Source organism: Streptomyces sp. NPDC037271, assembly GCF_055603605.1.
Genome location: NZ_JBVJVN010000011.1, coordinates 25020 through 41658 on the forward strand (window position 1 = coordinate 25020; position 16639 = coordinate 41658).

A 16639-nucleotide genomic window follows, 5' to 3' on the forward strand; every position below is an offset into this window, starting at 1 on the left:
CAGGAACGACGGTGGCGGAACGGAGCACAGCTGCCGTCGACGTGGCAGACAACAGCGGCGATGAGCCGCTGACCGCACAGGCGGACCAGTCCACGGCCGACGGGGTGGCCAACAACCGGGAGCGGGACACGGACGGCGACGAGGCACAGGGCAGCCCCACGAGCGAGGATTCCGGCAAGGCCTCGCCTCCCGAACTGCACAGCGGGCACAAGCTCGCCAGACGCTACCGCCTCGAGGAGTGCGTCACCCGCCTGGACGGTTTCAGCAGTTGGCGGGCCGTCGACGAGAAGCTCCGCCGCGCCGTCGGAGTCCACATCCTTCCCGCTGACCACACGCGCGCCCGCTCCGTGCTGGCCGCGGCACGCTCCTCCGCCCTTCTCGGCGACCCGCGCTTCGTCCAGGTCCTCGACGCCGTCGAGGACAACGACATCGTCTACGTCGTGCACGAGTGGCTCCCCGACGCCACCGAGCTGACCGCCCTCCTCGCCTCCGGCCCGCTGGAGGTGTACGACGCCTACCAGATGGTCAGTCAGGTCGCGGCCGCCATGGCGGCCGCCCATCGCGAAGGCCTCGCGCATCTGCGCCTGAGCCCCACCGCGGTGCTGCGGACGTCGACGGGTCAGTGGCGGATCCGCGGGCTCGCCGTCAACGCCGCCCTGCGCGGCATCAGTTCCGACACCCCTCAGCGCACCGACACCGAGGCCATCGGCGCCCTGCTGTACGCCGCCCTCACCCAGCGCTGGCCGTACGAGAGCGACGCCCACGGTCTGGCCGGTCTGCCCAAGGACATCGGACTGATCCCGCCTGACCAGGTGCGCGCGGGCGTCCACCGCGGCCTTTCCGAACTCGCCATGCGGGCGCTCGCCAACGACGGCGCCACCGCCTCCCGCCACGAGTCCCCCTGCACCACGCCGGAAGAACTGGTGAAGGCGATCGGCGAGATGCCCCGCATCCGCCCGCCCGAGCCGGCGTACACCGCCCCGCCCCAGTACCAGCGCACGGCCTACCAGCAGGGCGCCTACGGCCGCCCCGCGCCGCACCCTCGCGTCACCCAGCCGGTACCGGCCCCGCCGCCCCCGCTGCAGAGCCGCACCGGCAAGGCACTGAAGTGGAGCGTCTCCGCCCTGCTGATCGCCGCACTCGGCCTGGGCAGCTGGCAGCTCGCGGACGCGATCATGGAGCGGGGCGGCAAGGCCGACGACCAGAACCAGACGCAGACGACCGACGGCAACGACAAGAACAGCGAGCAGACCAAGCCGGTCAAGCCCATCAGCGTCCAAGGAGCCCAGGAGTACGTCGCCGAGGGCGTAGCCCAGGCCCCGGGAGACGTGACCAAGACCTACGACGGCGACCGTTCCACCTACTGGCGTACGAAAAAGTACGTCGACGGGCCGACACTCGCGCCGTACAAGCCCGGCGTCGGCATCGTCTACGACCTCGGATCGGCGCAGGAGCTATCGACGGCGTCGATAGGTCTGCGGTACGCCGGTGATCACACGACGGTGCACCTCTACGCCACCGATTCACTGTCGCCCTCGACAGGCATCGACGGAATGGAGAAGATCGCGACCGCCACGACCAGTGGCACCTCGCTCACGGTGAAGGCAGCCAAGCCACTCAAGACCCAGTACGTCCTGCTGTGGATCACGGCCGTGCCGAGTGCTCCCTCCGACGGCTACAGCGGCGCCGGGTACAAGCAGGCCGTCACCGACGTGACGTTCAAGGGCTGAGAGCCCGCCGGGGAAGAGGGAGAGGAGGCCCATGGCGGATGACACCGCATACAGCGGCATCAGCGATCAGGACCTCCTCGCCCGGCATGTCGAGGGCGACACCGACGCCTTCGGTGAGCTCGTACGCCGCCACCGTGACCGCCTCTGGGCGGTGGCCCTGCGGACGCTGGGGGACCGCGAGGAGGCCGCTGACGCCGTTCAGGACGCCCTGGTCTCCGCCTACCGGGCGGCCCATACCTTCCGCGGGCAGGCAGCCGTCACCACATGGCTGCACCGGATCACGGTGAACGCCTGCCTGGACCGCGCCCGCAAGGCCGCCTCCCGCAAGACCGCTCCCGTCGACGACACCGAGCGCCTGGAGCAGCTCCTGGAGCCGCACGAGTCGGCCTCGGCCCCCGCCGAGCGCAACGACCTGCACCGCCAGCTGCTGGAGGCCCTGGGCACCCTGCCGGCCGACCAGCGGGCGGCCCTGGTTCTGGTGGACATGCAGGGTTACCCGGTCGCAGAGGCCGCCCGGATCCTCGAGGTGCCGACCGGCACGATCAAGAGCCGGTGCGCCCGGGGCAGAGCCAGACTCCTGCCGCTGCTCACCCACCTGCGCCCCGAGGGCAGCGGCGAGGACGGGAGGCCCGGCACCGAACGGAACCGGGCGCAGGGGACATCCGTCCCACCCGCAGCGGGACCGCACCGTGCGGGTCCGTCGAGCGCGGGGCCGAGCGATTCAGCCGTAGTGAAGGGCGGAGGTGGACGAGCGTGACGTCGTCGACGACAGACATGACCGGGCACCCGGACGTCGCGGAGATCTCCGACCTCGCCGAAGGCCTGCTCCCGCCCTCGCGGACCACAGATCTACGGCGGCACCTGGAGACCTGCGCGCTCTGCGCCGACGTCTACACGTCGCTGGAGGAGATCCAGGGACTGCTCGGCACGCTGCCGGGACCGGCTCGGATGCCCGACGACGTGGCCGGCCGGATCGATGCCGCCCTGGCCGACGAGGCCCGGCTGAACGCCACTGCACCGGAAGCTCACGAGTACACGCCTGCCGCTACCGCGCCCGCCGCCCCGGGCAGGAACGACAGCACCCACGTTTCACGTGAAACATGGTCATCGGCAGACCGGCCCGCCGGACGTGTCCGCCCTTCATTCACCGGACCGGGCCGCAAGGACCGCCGACGAAGTGGGCGACGCCGGATCGCCGTCCTCAGCGCCGTCGCCGCCGCTGCCGCCCTCGGGCTCGGTTCCGTGCTCGTCTCCTCACTCAGCGGGGACGACTCGTCCGAGGACACCGCCCACGGGCAGCAGACCGCCCTCGCGGACACCTTCTCCGAGGGACAGCTGAAGGAACAGGTCACCGATCTCCTCGCCAGTGAGCAGGGCGCGCAGAACGGTCCGCGTACACCGCGCAGCTTCGGCACGGAGTCCGAGACCAGTGGTGAGAACCATGTCTTCAAGCAGCCGACGGTCCCCGAGTGCGTCCAGAAGGGCATCGGCCGCGACGACGCTGCGCTCGCCACCAAGGAGGGCGTCTACAAGGGCAAGGAAGCGCTGCTCGTCGTGGTGCCCGACGCCTCCAACGACAGCCGTGTCACCGCGTACATCGTCGAGTCGGCGTGTGTGGATCAGCCTGCTGTGAGCAAGGCCAAGATCCTCCTGAAGCACTCTTTCGCACGTTCCTGAGCACTGAGATCTGTTCCTCTTCAAGCACTGGCATCTGTTCCTCGTCCCGTCGGCCCGGGACTTTCACTCCGTGTGCCCCGACACAGCGGGAATGCGCGCCCCGTAGGATCCGTTGGGTGGGGTGAGAGCTCCGAGAGAAGCTCCACCCGGCCCTGAAGACGCAGTCCAGAGACGAGGAATGAAGCCGTGAGCGACGTCCGAAACGTGATCATCATCGGCTCCGGGCCCGCCGGCTACACGGCGGCGCTCTACACCGCGCGCGCGTCGCTGAAGCCGCTGGTGTTCGAGGGCGCCGTCACAGCGGGCGGTGCGCTGATGAACACCACCGAGGTGGAGAACTTCCCGGGCTTCCAGGACGGCATCATGGGCCCCGAGCTCATGGACAACATGCGTGCCCAGGCAGAGCGCTTCGGCGCCGAGCTGATCCCGGACGATGTCGTCGCCGTCGACCTGACCGGTGAGATCAAGACCGTCACCGACACCGCGGGCACCGTTCACCAGGCCAAGGCCGTCATCGTCACCACCGGCTCCCAGCACCGCAAGCTCGGTCTGCCGAACGAAGACGCCCTGTCCGGCCGCGGCGTCTCCTGGTGCGCGACCTGCGACGGCTTCTTCTTCAAGGACCAGGACATCGCTGTGATCGGCGGCGGTGACACCGCGATGGAGGAGGCCACGTTCCTCTCCCGCTTCGCCAAGTCCGTGACGATCGTCCACCGCCGTGACACCCTGCGTGCCTCCAAGGCGATGCAGGAGCGCGCCTTCGCCGACCCCAAGATTTCGTTCGTCTGGGACAGCGAGGTCGCCGAGGTACAGGGCGAGCAGAAGCTCTCGGGCCTGAAGCTGCGCAACGTCAAGACCGGCGAGCTTTCGGACCTGGCGGTGACCGGCCTGTTCATCGCGATCGGCCACGACCCGCGCACGGAGCTCTTCAAGGGCCAGCTCGACCTGGACCCGGAGGGCTACCTGAAGGTGGACGCCCCGTCGACCCACACCAACCTGACCGGTGTCTTCGGCGCCGGTGACGTGGTCGACCACACCTACCGCCAGGCGATCACCGCCGCCGGCACCGGTTGCTCCGCCGCGCTCGACGCCGAGCGTTTCCTCGCCGCGCTCACCGACGGGGACAAGGCCGAGCCCGAGAAGACCACTGTCTGACCCCTTCCACCCCACGCACCAACCAGTTAAGGAGCCCGCCGTGGCCGAAGCCCTGAAGAAGGTGACCGACGCCTCCTTCGACGAGGACGTCCTCAAGAGCGACAAGCCCGTCCTGGTGGACTTCTGGGCCGCCTGGTGCGGTCCGTGCCGCCAGATCGCGCCGTCCCTCGAGGCGATCGCCGCCGAGTACGGCGACAAGATCGAGGTCGTCAAGCTGAACATCGACGAGAACCCGGGTACGGCCGCCAAGTACGGCGTCATGTCCATCCCGACCCTGAACGTCTACCAGGGCGGCGAGGTCGCCAAGACCATCGTCGGCGCCAAGCCGAAGGCCGCGCTCGTCCGCGACCTCCAGGACTTCATCGCCGACTGACGTTTCACGTGAAACACGAATGGGCCGACCCGTCCGGGTCGGCCCATTTCGCATGGAAGCGGTCGTCGACACCGCAGCGCCGCTACAGCGGCCGCAGCGCCGGTTCCTTCTGCACGGCTCCGAGCAGGCGATCCAGTGCCATCTCCACATCTTCCTTCCAGGACAGCGTGGAACGCAGATCCAGCCGCAGCCGCGGATGGCTGGGATGGGGTCGGACCGTCTTGAAGCCCACAGCCAGCAGGTGGTCTGCGGGCAGGACACAGGCGGGCTCTTTCCAGCGGGCATCCCCGAACGCCTCGATCGCCTTGAAACCCCGGCGCAGCAGATCCTTGGCGACTGTCTGAACCATCACCCGGCCCAGTCCCTGCCCCTGATAGCCCGGCATCACGAACGCGGTCATCAACTGCACCGCATCGGGAGAGACAGGGCTGGTGGGAAATGCCGTCGAGCGCGGTACGTACGCCGGTGGAGCGTAGAGGACAAAGCCCACCGGAGTATCGTCGACGTAGACCACCCGGCCGCACGATCCCCAGTCCAGCAGGACGGCGGAGATCCAGGACTCCTTCTCCAGGGCCGGCGTGCCTGCCTCTACCGCGGCTTCACCGCTGACGGGGTCCAGCTCCCAGAAGACGCACGAGCGACAGCGCTGGGGAAGGTCCTGAAGGTTGTCCAGCGTGAGCGGTACGAGCCGGCGCCCCATGAAGGCCTTTCCTCGCTTCCTTCGCCCGCCGCGTCGCGGGCCGCTGTCAGAGCGCTCCGTTCCCTGAGCAGGCTGCCGATGAACCCACCGACCGCACCCAGCCCCAAGCCCGCGCTCACCAATCCGGTGCGGCTCATCGTTCGCATGGCCCCTGCCTTCCTCTCAGAGGTACCGCCAGGTGCTCGCGCCATCCTGATCGCATCGTATCCACGATGCGGTGACCCCGACACCGACGGAAAGCAAAGGGCGGGCCGTGTTCCGGTACGCACCGGACACGACCCGCCCCGTCAGCAGGTGGAGCACCGCCCGTGCTCCATCTGCCCTGGCCTCAGGAGTCGAGCTCCTCGGCTTCACCGTCCAGGAGGCCCTTCTGCAGCACGGGTCCTTCACCGGGAGCGAGGCTCCCAAGGATCCGCTCAAGGTCCTCCATGGAAGCGAACTCCACGGTGATCTTTCCTTTTTTCTGGCCCAGGTCGACCTTCACCCGGGTCTCGAAGCGATCCGAGAGCCGTGTCGCCAAGTCCGAGAGCGCCGGGGAGACCAGAGCACCGGCGCGCGGGCCCTTGGCGCGCTGCGCCTTCTGCGGCCGGGAACCCATCAAGGTGACGATCTCTTCGACGGACCGCACCGAAAGCCCCTCGGCCACGATCCGATGCGCCAGCCGGTCCTGCTCCTCAGGGTCCTCCACGGAGAGCAGTGCCCGCGCGTGCCCGGCGGAGAGCACTCCGGCAGCCACTCGGTTCTGAACCTTCGGCGACAGCTTCAGCAGACGCAGCGTGTTGGAAACCTGGGGACGGGAGCGACCGATGCGGTCCGCCAGCTGGTCGTGCGTACAGTTGAAGTCCTTCAGCAGCTGGTCGTAGGCGAAGGCCTCTTCCAGCGGGTTCAGCTGGGCCCGGTGCAGGTTCTCCAGCAGCGCGTCCAGGAGGAGCTTCTCGTCCTCTGTGGCCCGCACGATCGCTGGGATGGCATCCATCTCCAGCTCTCGGCAAGCCCGGAGTCGACGCTCGCCCATGATGAGCTCGTAGCGTCCGGGCCCCGTCTGACGGACAACGACCGGCTGGAGGAGACCGACCTCCCTGATGGAGGTGACAAGCTCGGCCAGCGCGTCGTCGTCGAAGTCCTTCCGCGGCTGCTTCGGATTCGGCGTGATGGCCTCGAGGGGGACCTCCGCGAAGTGCGCCCCCATGGGCGGCCTCAGCCCGTCCATACCGCTCGGTGCCGCACTGCGCGCCGCCGACTCCTCCGTTTCACGTGGAACCGGGGGCAGCGTCGCGACCTTCGCGGCGGCCACTCCACGGTCGCTCGGCAGCAGGGGCATCGTCCCCTGCGGCGCGGAAGCCGCACTCCCCAGTGCCGCCGAAGCCACCGACTTCTCCGTCGGAGCATTGGGGATCAGTGCGCCCAGACCTCGGCCCAGCCCCCTCCGTCGATCACTCACTGGATCCCCTCCACCATGTTCGGGTCATTCTGTGCGCCGGTGTGGGCGTGCGTCGCGTCGTAACTGACGCCTACACCCTTCAGCGCGATCTCGCGAGCTGCCTCCAGATAGGAGAGCGCTCCACTCGATCCTGGATCGTAGGTCAGTACCGTCTGTCCGTAACTCGGGGCCTCGGAGATACGAACCGACCGCGGAATACTCGTCCGCAGCACCTCGTCACCGAAGTGACTGCGCACCTCGTCAGCGACCTGGGACGCGAGTCGCGTCCGGCCGTCGTACATGGTGAGCAGAATCGTCGACACATGCAGCGTGGGGTTGAGGTGTCCCCGGACCAGGTCGACGTTCCGCAGCAGCTGCCCCAGTCCTTCCAGCGCGTAGTACTCGCACTGGATCGGGATCAGTACCTCCTGGCCCGCGACGAGCGCGTTGACTGTCAGCAGGCCGAGGGAGGGCGGGCAGTCGATGAGGATGTAGTCCAGCGGCTGCTCGTACGCCTGGATCGCCCGCTGAAGCCGGCTTTCGCGTGCCACCAGAGAGACCAGCTCGATCTCCGCACCGGCGAGATCGATCGTGGCGGGTGCACAGAAGAGACCCTCGACGTCGACTACCGGCTGGACCACTTCGGACAGTGGCCTGCTCTCGACCAGCACGTCGTAAATGGATGGGACGTCGGCGTGATGGTCGATGCCCAGCGCTGTGGAGGCATTGCCTTGCGGATCGAGGTCGACGACCAGGACCCTGGCACCGTGCAGGGCGAGCGACGCCGCAAGATTGACGGTCGTCGTCGTCTTGCCCACACCGCCCTTCTGATTGGCGACCACCATGACCCTGGTCTGCTCGGGCCGCGGCAGTCCCTCGCCGGCGCGTCCCAGAACCTCCACCGCCAGTTGGGCGGCACGACCGATCGGAGTGTCGTCCATCGGAGGCGGTGTTTCACGTGAAACATCCGCCCCCATCGACTCGGTACGGGGACCGGGGACCGGATCGGTCATCGGTCCCGCGATATTGGCGTCGGACCGCAAGGATTCACTCTCCTCGACTTCAGGCTCGCAATGAACAGAGCCTCCCATGTCTTCGGGGTCATGAACCAGTGAGGCCTGGTGTTCTGTGGAGAAATCCACCTCTGTGGACAACTCCGTGCCCTCCCCGAGCGACCCGAGAGGCTTTCGGTCACGAGGGTCGGCCGCAGCGCGGCCGCGACTGATGATGCCGTGCAGCAGTGAGCGACGTTTCACGTGAAACACGATGCACAGCAGCCGAAGCCGAACTGTCGCGACACTCCGGCGCGCGAAGGTTCGGCAGCTTGTGTGGAGTACTGCCGACCTTCAGGGCCCATCAGAACAGAACAGCGCCGCCCACGCCCATTGCGGCTACCCGCGCGGCTATCCGCGACGCCGACGCGTCCGCCCCGTCCGGGCTGCCTTGGCCCGCTTGGCGGCAAAACGCACGCCTCCCGGGCTTTCCCCGACCTCGACCCGCACCACGGTGGACATGGGGTTCACGACGCCCTCACCGACATGCAGGATGGACGTCTCCACCGCACCCAGCTTGCTCAGCGCCGAGGCCGCGGCCTTCAGCTCGTCCTCGGCCGTGTCGCCCTTGAGAGCGAGCATCTCGCCGTACGGCCGCAGCAGCGGAACCCCCCATGTGGCAAGACGGTCCAGCGGGGCGACGGCACGAGCCGTCACCACATGCACCGGCGGCATCTTGCCCATGACCTCCTCGGCCCGGCCACGCACGACCGTGACATGGTCGAGACCCAGCAACTCCACGACCTCGGTCAGAAAGTTGGTACGCCGCAGCAGCGGCTCCAAGAGCGTGATCTTCAGGTCTTCGCGGACGAGCGCCAGCGGGATTCCTGGCAGGCCCGCACCCGAGCCGACATCGCACACCGTCACACCCTCGGGCACAACCTCCGAGAGCACCGCGCAGTTCAGCAGATGGCGCTCCCACAGGCGGGGAACCTCGCGTGGACCGATCAGGCCACGCTTCACTCCCGCCTCGGCGAGCAGCTCCGCGTAGCGGACCGCATCCGCGTACCGATCACCGAACACGTCGCGTGCCTGCTCAGGCACAGGGGGAAGCTCCGCTGCCTCCGTCACAGGGGGACCGTCCTTCCGTACGGCACCGGCGCACCAGTCGCCGCTACAAGAACCACCAGAACTATCAGGCTGACAAAATCCGGCCCCGCCTGCGCAACAGACGGGGCCGGAGAACGTGAGAACAGGTCAGGCGGGAAGCACGACGACGAAGCGCTCGGGCTCCTCGCCCTCGGACTCGCTGCGCAGCCCCGCGGCCTTGACCGCGTCGTGCACGACCTTGCGCTCGAACGGCGTCATCGGCTTCATTCGCACCGGCTCGCCGCTGCTCCTGACCTCGGCAGCGGCCTTGGCGCCCAGCTCGGAGAGCTCGGCCCGCTTCCCGGCCCGGTAACCCGCGATGTCGAGCATCAGCCGACTGCGGTCGCCGGTCTCCCGGTGCACGGCCAGGCGCGTGAGCTCCTGCAGAGCCTCCAGCACCTCACCGTCCCGGCCGACCAGCTTCTGCAGGTCACGGCTGTTCGAGTCGCTGATGATCGAGACAGAGGCACGGTCGGCCTCGACGTCCATGTCGATGTCGCCGTCGAGGTCGGCGATGTCGAGCAGACCCTCCAGGTAGTCCGCAGCGATCTCGCCCTCGTTCTCGAGGCGAGTCAGGGTGTCTGCACCCTCGGCAGCGGCGGAGGTGGTGCCTTCCGTCACGGGATGGGCTCCTTCTTACTTCTTCGACGGGGACTTGGGCCGCTGCGGGCCCTTGCGCTGTCCGGACTGGGCCTTGCTACGGCCACCGCCGCCGGACTTCTGAGCCGGCTTGTTGGCGCCGGCGGCAGGCTTGGCGTCCTGCGGCTCGTCCGACTTGGTCAGCGACGTTTTCGACTCGGGCTCACCGGCCACCTTCGCGGCCTGGCGCTGAGACTTGCTCTGCCGCTTGGGCTGCTGGCGCTTGGGAGTGGCCGGAGTGGTCACGGTCGCGCCGTCCTCGGTCTGGGCGGAGACCGCGGCGTCGTTCTTCACCACGGTGCCGTCGGCCTGGGCCGCCATGCCCGCCTTGTTCAGACCGTTGATGAACTTCCGCTCGAACTCGTTGCGGTCCCGGCCCTTGGCGACGATGGCCTTCACGATGGCCTTCTCACCACGACCACGCGTCTTGCCGTGCTGCGTGACGCTCTTCTGCAGTCGCTCCAGGTAGGCGGCCTGCGCCTTGGAACCCGGCGTCGGGTTGTTGCGGATGACGTACATCTGCTGGCCCATGGTCCACACGTTGGTGGTCAGCCAGTAGACGAGGACACCGACGGGGAAGTTGATGCCGAAGACGGCGAACATGACCGGGAAGACATACATCAGCATCTTCTGCTGCTGCATGAACGGCGTCTTGACCGTCGTGTCGACGTTCTTGGTCATCAGCTGGCGCTGGGTGAAGAACTGCGACGCCGACATCAGCACGATCATGATCGCGGTGACGATCCGGACGTCCGTCAGCGAGGAACCGAGAGCCTCCACCGCGGACGCGCCGTCCGTGAACTTCGAGGCCAGCGGCGCGCCGAAGATGTGAGCCTTCTGCGCACTCTCCAGCAGGCCCTTGTCGATCACACCGATGGTGTCGTTCGACGCGATGCTGTTGAGCACGTGGTACAGGGCGAAGAAGAACGGAGACTGCGCCAGGATGGGAAGGCACGAGGAGAGCGGGTTGGTACCCGTCTCCTTGTACAGCTTCATCATCTCTTCGGACTGGCGCTGCTTGTCGTTCTTGTAGCGCTCCTGGATCTTCTTCATCTCCGGCTGGAGCGTCTGCATCCCGCGCGTCGCCTTGATCTGCTTCACGAAGAGCGGGATCAGGCAGATACGGATGAGAATCACCAGGGACACGATGGACAGGCCCCAGGCCCATCCGGTGTCAGGGCCGAAGATGGCGCCGTACACGCTGTGGAACTGGACGATGACCCAGGAGACAGGTGTCGTGATGAAGCTGAAGAGGCTGGCAATCGTGTCCACTAATCATGCTCCTTGGGCATGGGGCTGGGTCTCTGCGGCCGGGCTCGGAGGACTGGACTGGCTCGTCGGAGCAGTCTGTCCCTCGGTGGCCGGTTCGGCGGCGGAGGGCCCGCCCTTGCGTGCACGCCAGGCGCCGCGCAGCATTTCGTGCCACCGCGGACGCTTACGCGGCGGTACATGGTCCACGCCGCCCAGCGACCACGGATTGCACCGCAGGATCCGCCAAGCGGTGAGCGCCGTGCCCTTGATGGCACCGTGCCGGTCTATGGCCGTGTAGCCGTAGTGGGAACACGACGGGTAGTACTTGCACACCGGCCCCAGCAGCGGACTGATCGTCCACTGGTACAGCTTGATCAGAGCCAGCAGCGGGTACTTCATCGCGCGCCCCCTCCCAGCAGCCGCTCCAGGGCGGCATCCAGGTCTCGGGCCAGCTGTGCATGGTCTGCGTCACCCGCACCGGGTAGCGCTCGTACGACTACCAGGCTACCGGGGGGCAACAGGTCGATCCGGTCGCGCATCAGATGGCGAAACCTGCGCTTCACCTTGTTGCGCACGACCGCACCACCCACGGCCTTGCTCACGACGAAACCCGCACGTGTCGGGGGAGCGCTCTCCCCAGGCGCGTGCGGGTCCGTGGCACCGCTTCGAAGATGGACGACGAGGACCGGGCGGCCGGCCCGGCGACCTCGTCGTACAGCGGTCGCGAAGTCCTCGCGCCGCCTCAGCCGGTTCTCGGTGGGCAGCACGATGTCATGACCTGACCGGGATCAGGCGGACAGACGGGCGCGACCCTTGCTACGGCGAGTCGCGAGAATCGCGCGGCCGGCACGGGTACGCATACGCAGCCGGAAACCGTGGGTCTTCGCGCGGCGACGGTTGTTCGGCTGGAAGGTGCGCTTGCTCACTCGGGGGCTCCAGAAAGAATCGGGGTTGGCGGGGTGCCGTCCTGGCTGTCACCGTGCGCCCACGAGTAGCTCGCGTTACGCCCGAGTGCACCGCTTTTCGATCACCTTGGACGTGACCTGTGCCCATCGGAGGCAGGCGGCAGCAGCCATCGACAACTCGACTTGGTTACGGTACGTGGGACTGCGCCATTCGGTCAAACCAGCGGTGACCGGGAGACGCTTGTCCACAGGCTGGGGACAACAACTTGAACCCTACCGGCCGCGCTGACTACCGTGAATGGACTCCGATTCGTTCCCTTATCCCTGCCCCACCCGAGTTTCATCCCGACCCGTCCCCGAATCACACCTTCGAGGGACTCGTGAGAGAGCGTGCCCTGTGGCTGACGTACCTGCCGATCTTGCCGCAGTGTGGCCACGCGTACTGGAGCAACTCCTCGGGGAGGGCCGCGGGCAAGGTGTCGAGTCGAAGGACGAGCACTGGATCCGACGCTGCCAGCCCCTCGCACTGGTCGCCGACACCGCCCTGCTCGCCGTACCGAACGAATTCGCGAAGGGCGTACTGGAGGGCCGCCTCGCCCCCATCGTCAGCGAGACGCTGAGCCGTGAATGCGGCCGCCCCATCCGCATCGCGATCACCGTCGACGACACCGCGGGCGAACCCGCCGGCCCCACCCCGCCGGCGGCCCCCGCCCGCCCCCAGCCCCGCTACGAGGAGCCCGAGCTCCCCGCCCCCGGCGGCCAGGGCCGCGACGAGTACGAGAGCTACGACGGATACGGCCGCCACCGCGCCGAACAGCTCCCCACCGCCCGCCCCGCCTACCCGCAGGAGTACCAGCGCCCCGAGCCCGGCTCCTGGCCGCGCCCGGCACAGCAGGACGACTACGGCTGGCAGCAGCAGCGCCTCGGCTTCCCGGAACGGGACCCCTACGCGTCACCGCCGCAGGAGTCCTACGGCCCGGACCCGTACGCCAAGGACGCGTACCGGCAGGACTACCGTCCGCAGTCCCCGGACCGCCCGACGTACGACTCCCAGCGCGGCGACTCCCGCGGCGACTCCCGCGGTGACTCCCGCGGTGACTCCCGCGGTGACTACGAACGCAACGACTACGAACAGCCCCGCGGCGACTACGACCAGCGCGGCCCCCGCCGGGACCTGCCCGAACCGCAGTCCGGCTCCGGACACGTCCACCGCGGCGGCCCCGTCGGCCCCGGCCCCGCCACCGGCGCCCCCGGCCCGCTGGCCGCACAGCCCGCGCCGGCGACGGGCCCGGGTGAACCGACCGCACGACTGAACCCGAAGTACCTCTTCGACACCTTCGTCATCGGCGCCTCCAACCGCTTCGCCCACGCGGCGGCCGTCGCCGTCGCCGAAGCACCCGCGAAGGCGTACAACCCGCTCTTCATCTACGGGGAGTCGGGCCTCGGCAAGACCCATCTCCTGCACGCGATCGGGCACTACGCCCGCAGCCTCTACCCCGGCACACGCGTGCGCTACGTGAGCTCGGAGGAGTTCACCAACGAGTTCATCAACTCCATCCGCGACGGCAAGGGCGACAGCTTCCGCAAGCGCTACCGCGAGATGGACATCCTGCTCGTCGACGACATCCAGTTCCTCGCGGACAAGGAGTCGACCCAGGAGGAGTTCTTCCACACCTTCAACACGCTCCACAACGCGAACAAGCAGATCGTCCTCTCCTCCGACCGGCCCCCCAAGCAGCTGGTCACGCTGGAGGACCGGCTGCGGAACCGTTTCGAGTGGGGCCTGATCACCGACGTCCAGCCGCCCGAGCTGGAGACGCGCATCGCGATCCTGCGCAAGAAGGCGGTCCAGGAGCAGCTCAACGCCCCGCCGGAGGTACTGGAGTTCATCGCCTCCCGGATCTCGCGCAACATCCGCGAACTGGAGGGCGCGCTGATCCGGGTCACGGCGTTCGCATCGCTCAACCGGCAGCCGGTCGACCTGGGCCTCACGGAGATCGTCCTGAAGGACCTGATCCCCGGCGGCGAGGACTCGGCACCCGAGATCACCTCCACGGCCATCATGGGCGCGACCGCCGACTACTTCGGCCTCACCGTCGAGGACCTGTGCGGCACCTCGCGCGGGCGCGCACTGGTGACGGCCCGGCAGATCGCGATGTACCTGTGCCGCGAGCTGACGGACCTCTCCCTGCCGAAGATCGGCGCGTTGTTCGGCGGCCGGGACCACACCACCGTGATGCACGCAGACCGCAAGATCCGCAATCTGATGGCCGAGCGGCGCTCCATCTACAACCAGGTCACCGAGCTGACCAACCGCATCAAGAACGGCTGACACCGCCCGCACCGGTCACCGAGGCGCCCCGGACACCCCTGGGGCGCCTTTCCCGTGCCCTGTGCCCCGTGGCCCGTTCCTTGCGGCCCTGCGCCCCCGCTGCCGCCCGTACCTGCGGCCCTGTGCTGCCGGCGCCCCCCTGCGTCCCGTGCCTGTGCACGCGTCCCGCGCCTGCGATCCGTGTCCGGGACCGTCTCGGCGGGTCCGCAGCGGTGCGGCGCGGCAGGGGCCGGACCCGCCCAGGACCCGCCCCCCGCTCCTCCACTGTTCGAATTCCTGCCGGGTTACGGCCGCTCTCCACAGATTCGGTGACTTTTTTCCGTCCACACCTTGGGGACTGGGAAGTTGTCCCGATCCTGTCCACAGGCCAGGGTGTTACGAGATCATCGGGGCAGGTCAGGTCCCTGTGGATTCGTGGACGAACACTGTCCACAGCCTGTGGACAGTGAAACGGTCCACAGGCTGTGCACGAAGTTGTCCACGGGCAACCCACAGGCTGAGGCGAGTTGTCCCCAGCGATCCCCAGCTTCTCCACACGCCTGTCCACTGTTCGGCAACCTGACGCGCCCCGTCACCGCGTCGAGTGAAAGGCGTCACATCGAGAGCCCTGGTTGGGCTGTGGGCAACCTGGGTAAACCTGGGGACGGCTCTGGGGAGAAGTCGCCCCTCCCTGTGCACGGTGTGTGCAGAACTTTCTGTTCTCCACAGACGAGCCCGGTTGTCCACCGGCTCCGCCCACAGGCGCGGTGGACAAAAAACCTGCTCTGACCTGGGCAAACGAGGTTATCCACGGTATCCACAGGCCCTACTACTACTAACGACTAGAGAGAGTGCGGAATTCGTTTCGAAGTGGGTCCTGTGCACAACTCGCTCTCTCGAGCCCGGCCGCCCCTCGTCACGACTTGACCCCGAACGGCACCTACTGTCAGTGGGGTGCGTCAGACTGGTCCCCGGTGTTCTGCCCCTCACGGGGACCGACGACACCGACTCAGACGACGAAGGCCAGGCAGAGCGAGCAGCGCCGGCAACAGCAGGAGGCGGCAACAGTGAAGATCCGGGTGGAACGCGACGTACTCGCGGAGGCAGTGGCCTGGGCGGCTCGCAGCCTTCCGGCCCGTCCGCCGGCGCCGGTCCTCGCGGGCCTGCTGCTGAAGGCCGAGGAGGGGCAGCTGAGCCTGTCCAGCTTCGACTACGAGGTCTCCGCGCGGGTGTCGGTGGAGGCGGAGATCGAGGAGGAGGGCACGGTCCTGGTCTCGGGCCGCCTGCTCGCCGACATCTCCCGCGCCCTCCCCAACCGGCCGGTCGAGATCTCCACAGACGGTGTACGGGCAACAGTGGTCTGCGGCTCCTCGCGGTTCACCCTCCACACCCTGCCTGTGGAGGAGTACCCGGCGCTGCCGCAGATGCCGGAGGCGACGGGCACGGTCCCCGGCGAGGTGTTCGCCTCGGCCGTGCAGCAGGTCGCCATCGCCGCCGGCCGTGACGACACGCTGCCCGTCCTCACCGGTGTGCGCATCGAGATCGAGGGCGACTCGGTGACGCTGGCCTCCACCGACCGCTACCGCTTCGCGGTCCGCGAGTTCCTGTGGAAGCCGGAGAATCCCGACGTCTCCGCGGTCGCCCTGGTGCCCGCCAAGACGCTCCAGGACACCGCCAAGGCGCTGACCAGCGGCGACCAGGTGATCCTGGCGCTGTCCGGCTCGGGCGCCGGTGAGGGCCTGATCGGTTTCGAGGGCGCGGGCCGCCGGACGACGACGCGGCTGCTGGAGGGCGACCTCCCGAAGTACAAGACGCTGTTCCCGACGGAGTTCAACAGCGTCGCCGTGATCGAGACGGCTCCCTTCGTGGAGGCCGTCAAGCGCGTGGCCCTGGTCGCCGAGCGCAACACCCCGGTCCGGCTCAGCTTCGAGCAGGGCGTGCTCATCCTGGAGGCCGGCTCCAGCGACGACGCACAGGCTGTGGAAAGGGTGGACGCACAGCTGGAGGGCGACGACATCTCGATCGCCTTCAACCCGACGTTCCTGCTGGACGGTCTGAGCGCGATCGACTCTCCGGTGGCGCAGCTGTCCTTCACGACGTCCACGAAGCCGGCGCTGCTCAGCGGCAGGCCCGCGGTGGACGCCGAGGCGGACGAGGCCTACAAGTACCTGATCATGCCGGTGCGGCTGAGCGGCTGAGCGGCTGAGCGGCTGAGCGGCTCGGCTCATCGGGTGGGGCGCCGGTTGTCCACAGGGTGAGGGCAAACCCGCAGGTGAGGGCGTACGTATGAGCGCGTACGCCCACAGCTGTGCACGGGCGTCCGGGTTTAGGCTCGGA

At 68.2% G+C, this 16639-nt stretch carries 16 protein-coding genes; 7 read left to right on the forward strand and 9 right to left on the reverse strand.

Annotated features, from left to right (window positions below; translation table 11 throughout):
- Positions 1-11 precede the first annotated feature (11 nt).
- The 5 genes from ACZ7G3_RS19955 (at position 12) to trxA (ending at position 4935) form a co-directional block, all read left to right on the forward strand.
- The gene (locus ACZ7G3_RS19955) at positions 12-1730 is read left to right on the forward strand and encodes a protein kinase family protein (protein WP_470927166.1); all 1719 of its coding nucleotides are present in this window, start codon (positions 12-14) and stop codon (positions 1728-1730) included.
- Positions 1731-1761: 31 nt separating this feature from the next.
- On the forward strand, positions 1762-2487 hold the full coding sequence (sigM, locus tag ACZ7G3_RS19960; RefSeq protein WP_426599627.1) for an RNA polymerase sigma factor SigM: 726 nt from the start codon (positions 1762-1764) through the stop codon (positions 2485-2487).
- A 17-nt stretch (positions 2488-2504) separates the two neighbouring features.
- Positions 2505-3407, forward strand: coding sequence for an anti-sigma factor family protein (locus ACZ7G3_RS19965; protein WP_470927409.1), 903 nt, complete (start codon positions 2505-2507; stop codon positions 3405-3407).
- 186 nt (positions 3408-3593) lie between these two features.
- Entirely contained in the window at positions 3594-4562 is a 969-nt protein-coding gene (trxB, locus tag ACZ7G3_RS19970; protein WP_470927168.1) for a thioredoxin-disulfide reductase, read from the forward strand.
- A gap of 40 nt (positions 4563-4602) precedes the next feature.
- Positions 4603-4935 (forward strand): thioredoxin, encoded by a 333-nt coding sequence (trxA, locus tag ACZ7G3_RS19975; protein WP_426599625.1) that lies wholly within the window; start codon positions 4603-4605, stop codon positions 4933-4935.
- Between the two features lie 82 nt (positions 4936-5017).
- Here the strand turns inward: trxA and ACZ7G3_RS19980 are convergent, their stop codons facing one another.
- From ACZ7G3_RS19980 to rpmH, 9 genes are all read right to left on the reverse strand, one after another.
- Positions 5018-5635 (reverse strand): GNAT family N-acetyltransferase, encoded by a 618-nt coding sequence (locus tag ACZ7G3_RS19980; protein WP_470927171.1) that lies wholly within the window; start codon positions 5633-5635, stop codon positions 5018-5020.
- Positions 5636-5963: 328 nt separating this feature from the next.
- Complete coding sequence (locus ACZ7G3_RS19985; protein WP_426599623.1) at positions 5964-7076, reverse strand: ParB/RepB/Spo0J family partition protein; 1113 nt, start codon at positions 7074-7076, stop codon at positions 5964-5966.
- Positions 7073-8146 (reverse strand): ParA family protein, encoded by a 1074-nt coding sequence (locus ACZ7G3_RS19990; protein ID WP_470927411.1) that lies wholly within the window; start codon positions 8144-8146, stop codon positions 7073-7075. The genes ACZ7G3_RS19985 and ACZ7G3_RS19990 overlap by 4 nt, the downstream gene beginning before the upstream one ends.
- Positions 8147-8458: 312 nt before the next feature.
- Positions 8459-9178: a 16S rRNA (guanine(527)-N(7))-methyltransferase RsmG gene (rsmG, locus tag ACZ7G3_RS19995; protein WP_426599622.1), complete on the reverse strand. Its 720-nt coding sequence runs from the start codon at positions 9176-9178 to the stop codon at positions 8459-8461.
- A gap of 126 nt (positions 9179-9304) precedes the next feature.
- Positions 9305-9817 carry a Jag family protein gene (locus ACZ7G3_RS20000; RefSeq protein WP_426521504.1) on the reverse strand — a complete coding sequence of 171 codons (513 nt, stop codon included), beginning with the start codon at positions 9815-9817 and terminating at the stop codon, positions 9305-9307.
- Positions 9818-9832: 15 nt separating this feature from the next.
- A complete protein-coding gene (yidC, locus tag ACZ7G3_RS20005; protein ID WP_426599621.1) occupies positions 9833-11107 on the reverse strand; it encodes a membrane protein insertase YidC in 1275 nt (424 codons plus the stop codon).
- Positions 11108-11110: 3 nt separating this feature from the next.
- Positions 11111-11485 carry a membrane protein insertion efficiency factor YidD gene (yidD, locus tag ACZ7G3_RS20010; protein ID WP_426599620.1) on the reverse strand — a complete coding sequence of 125 codons (375 nt, stop codon included), beginning with the start codon at positions 11483-11485 and terminating at the stop codon, positions 11111-11113.
- Entirely contained in the window at positions 11482-11853 is a 372-nt protein-coding gene (gene rnpA / locus ACZ7G3_RS20015) for a ribonuclease P protein component (RefSeq protein WP_426521507.1), read from the reverse strand. Before rnpA ends, yidD begins: the two co-directional genes overlap by 4 nt.
- A gap of 21 nt (positions 11854-11874) precedes the next feature.
- On the reverse strand, positions 11875-12012 hold the full coding sequence (gene rpmH, locus ACZ7G3_RS20020) for a 50S ribosomal protein L34 (RefSeq protein ID WP_003975051.1): 138 nt from the start codon (positions 12010-12012) through the stop codon (positions 11875-11877).
- Between the two features lie 376 nt (positions 12013-12388).
- Between rpmH and dnaA the strand changes: the two genes are divergently transcribed.
- Both dnaA and dnaN read left to right on the forward strand, forming a co-directional pair.
- Positions 12389-14323, forward strand: a complete 1935-nt coding sequence (dnaA, locus tag ACZ7G3_RS20025; RefSeq protein ID WP_470927175.1) for a chromosomal replication initiator protein DnaA — start codon at positions 12389-12391, stop codon at positions 14321-14323.
- Between the two features lie 1046 nt (positions 14324-15369).
- The gene (dnaN, locus tag ACZ7G3_RS20030) at positions 15370-16500 is read left to right on the forward strand and encodes a DNA polymerase III subunit beta (RefSeq protein WP_426599618.1); all 1131 of its coding nucleotides are present in this window, start codon (positions 15370-15372) and stop codon (positions 16498-16500) included.
- Positions 16501-16639: the final 139 nt, after the last annotated feature.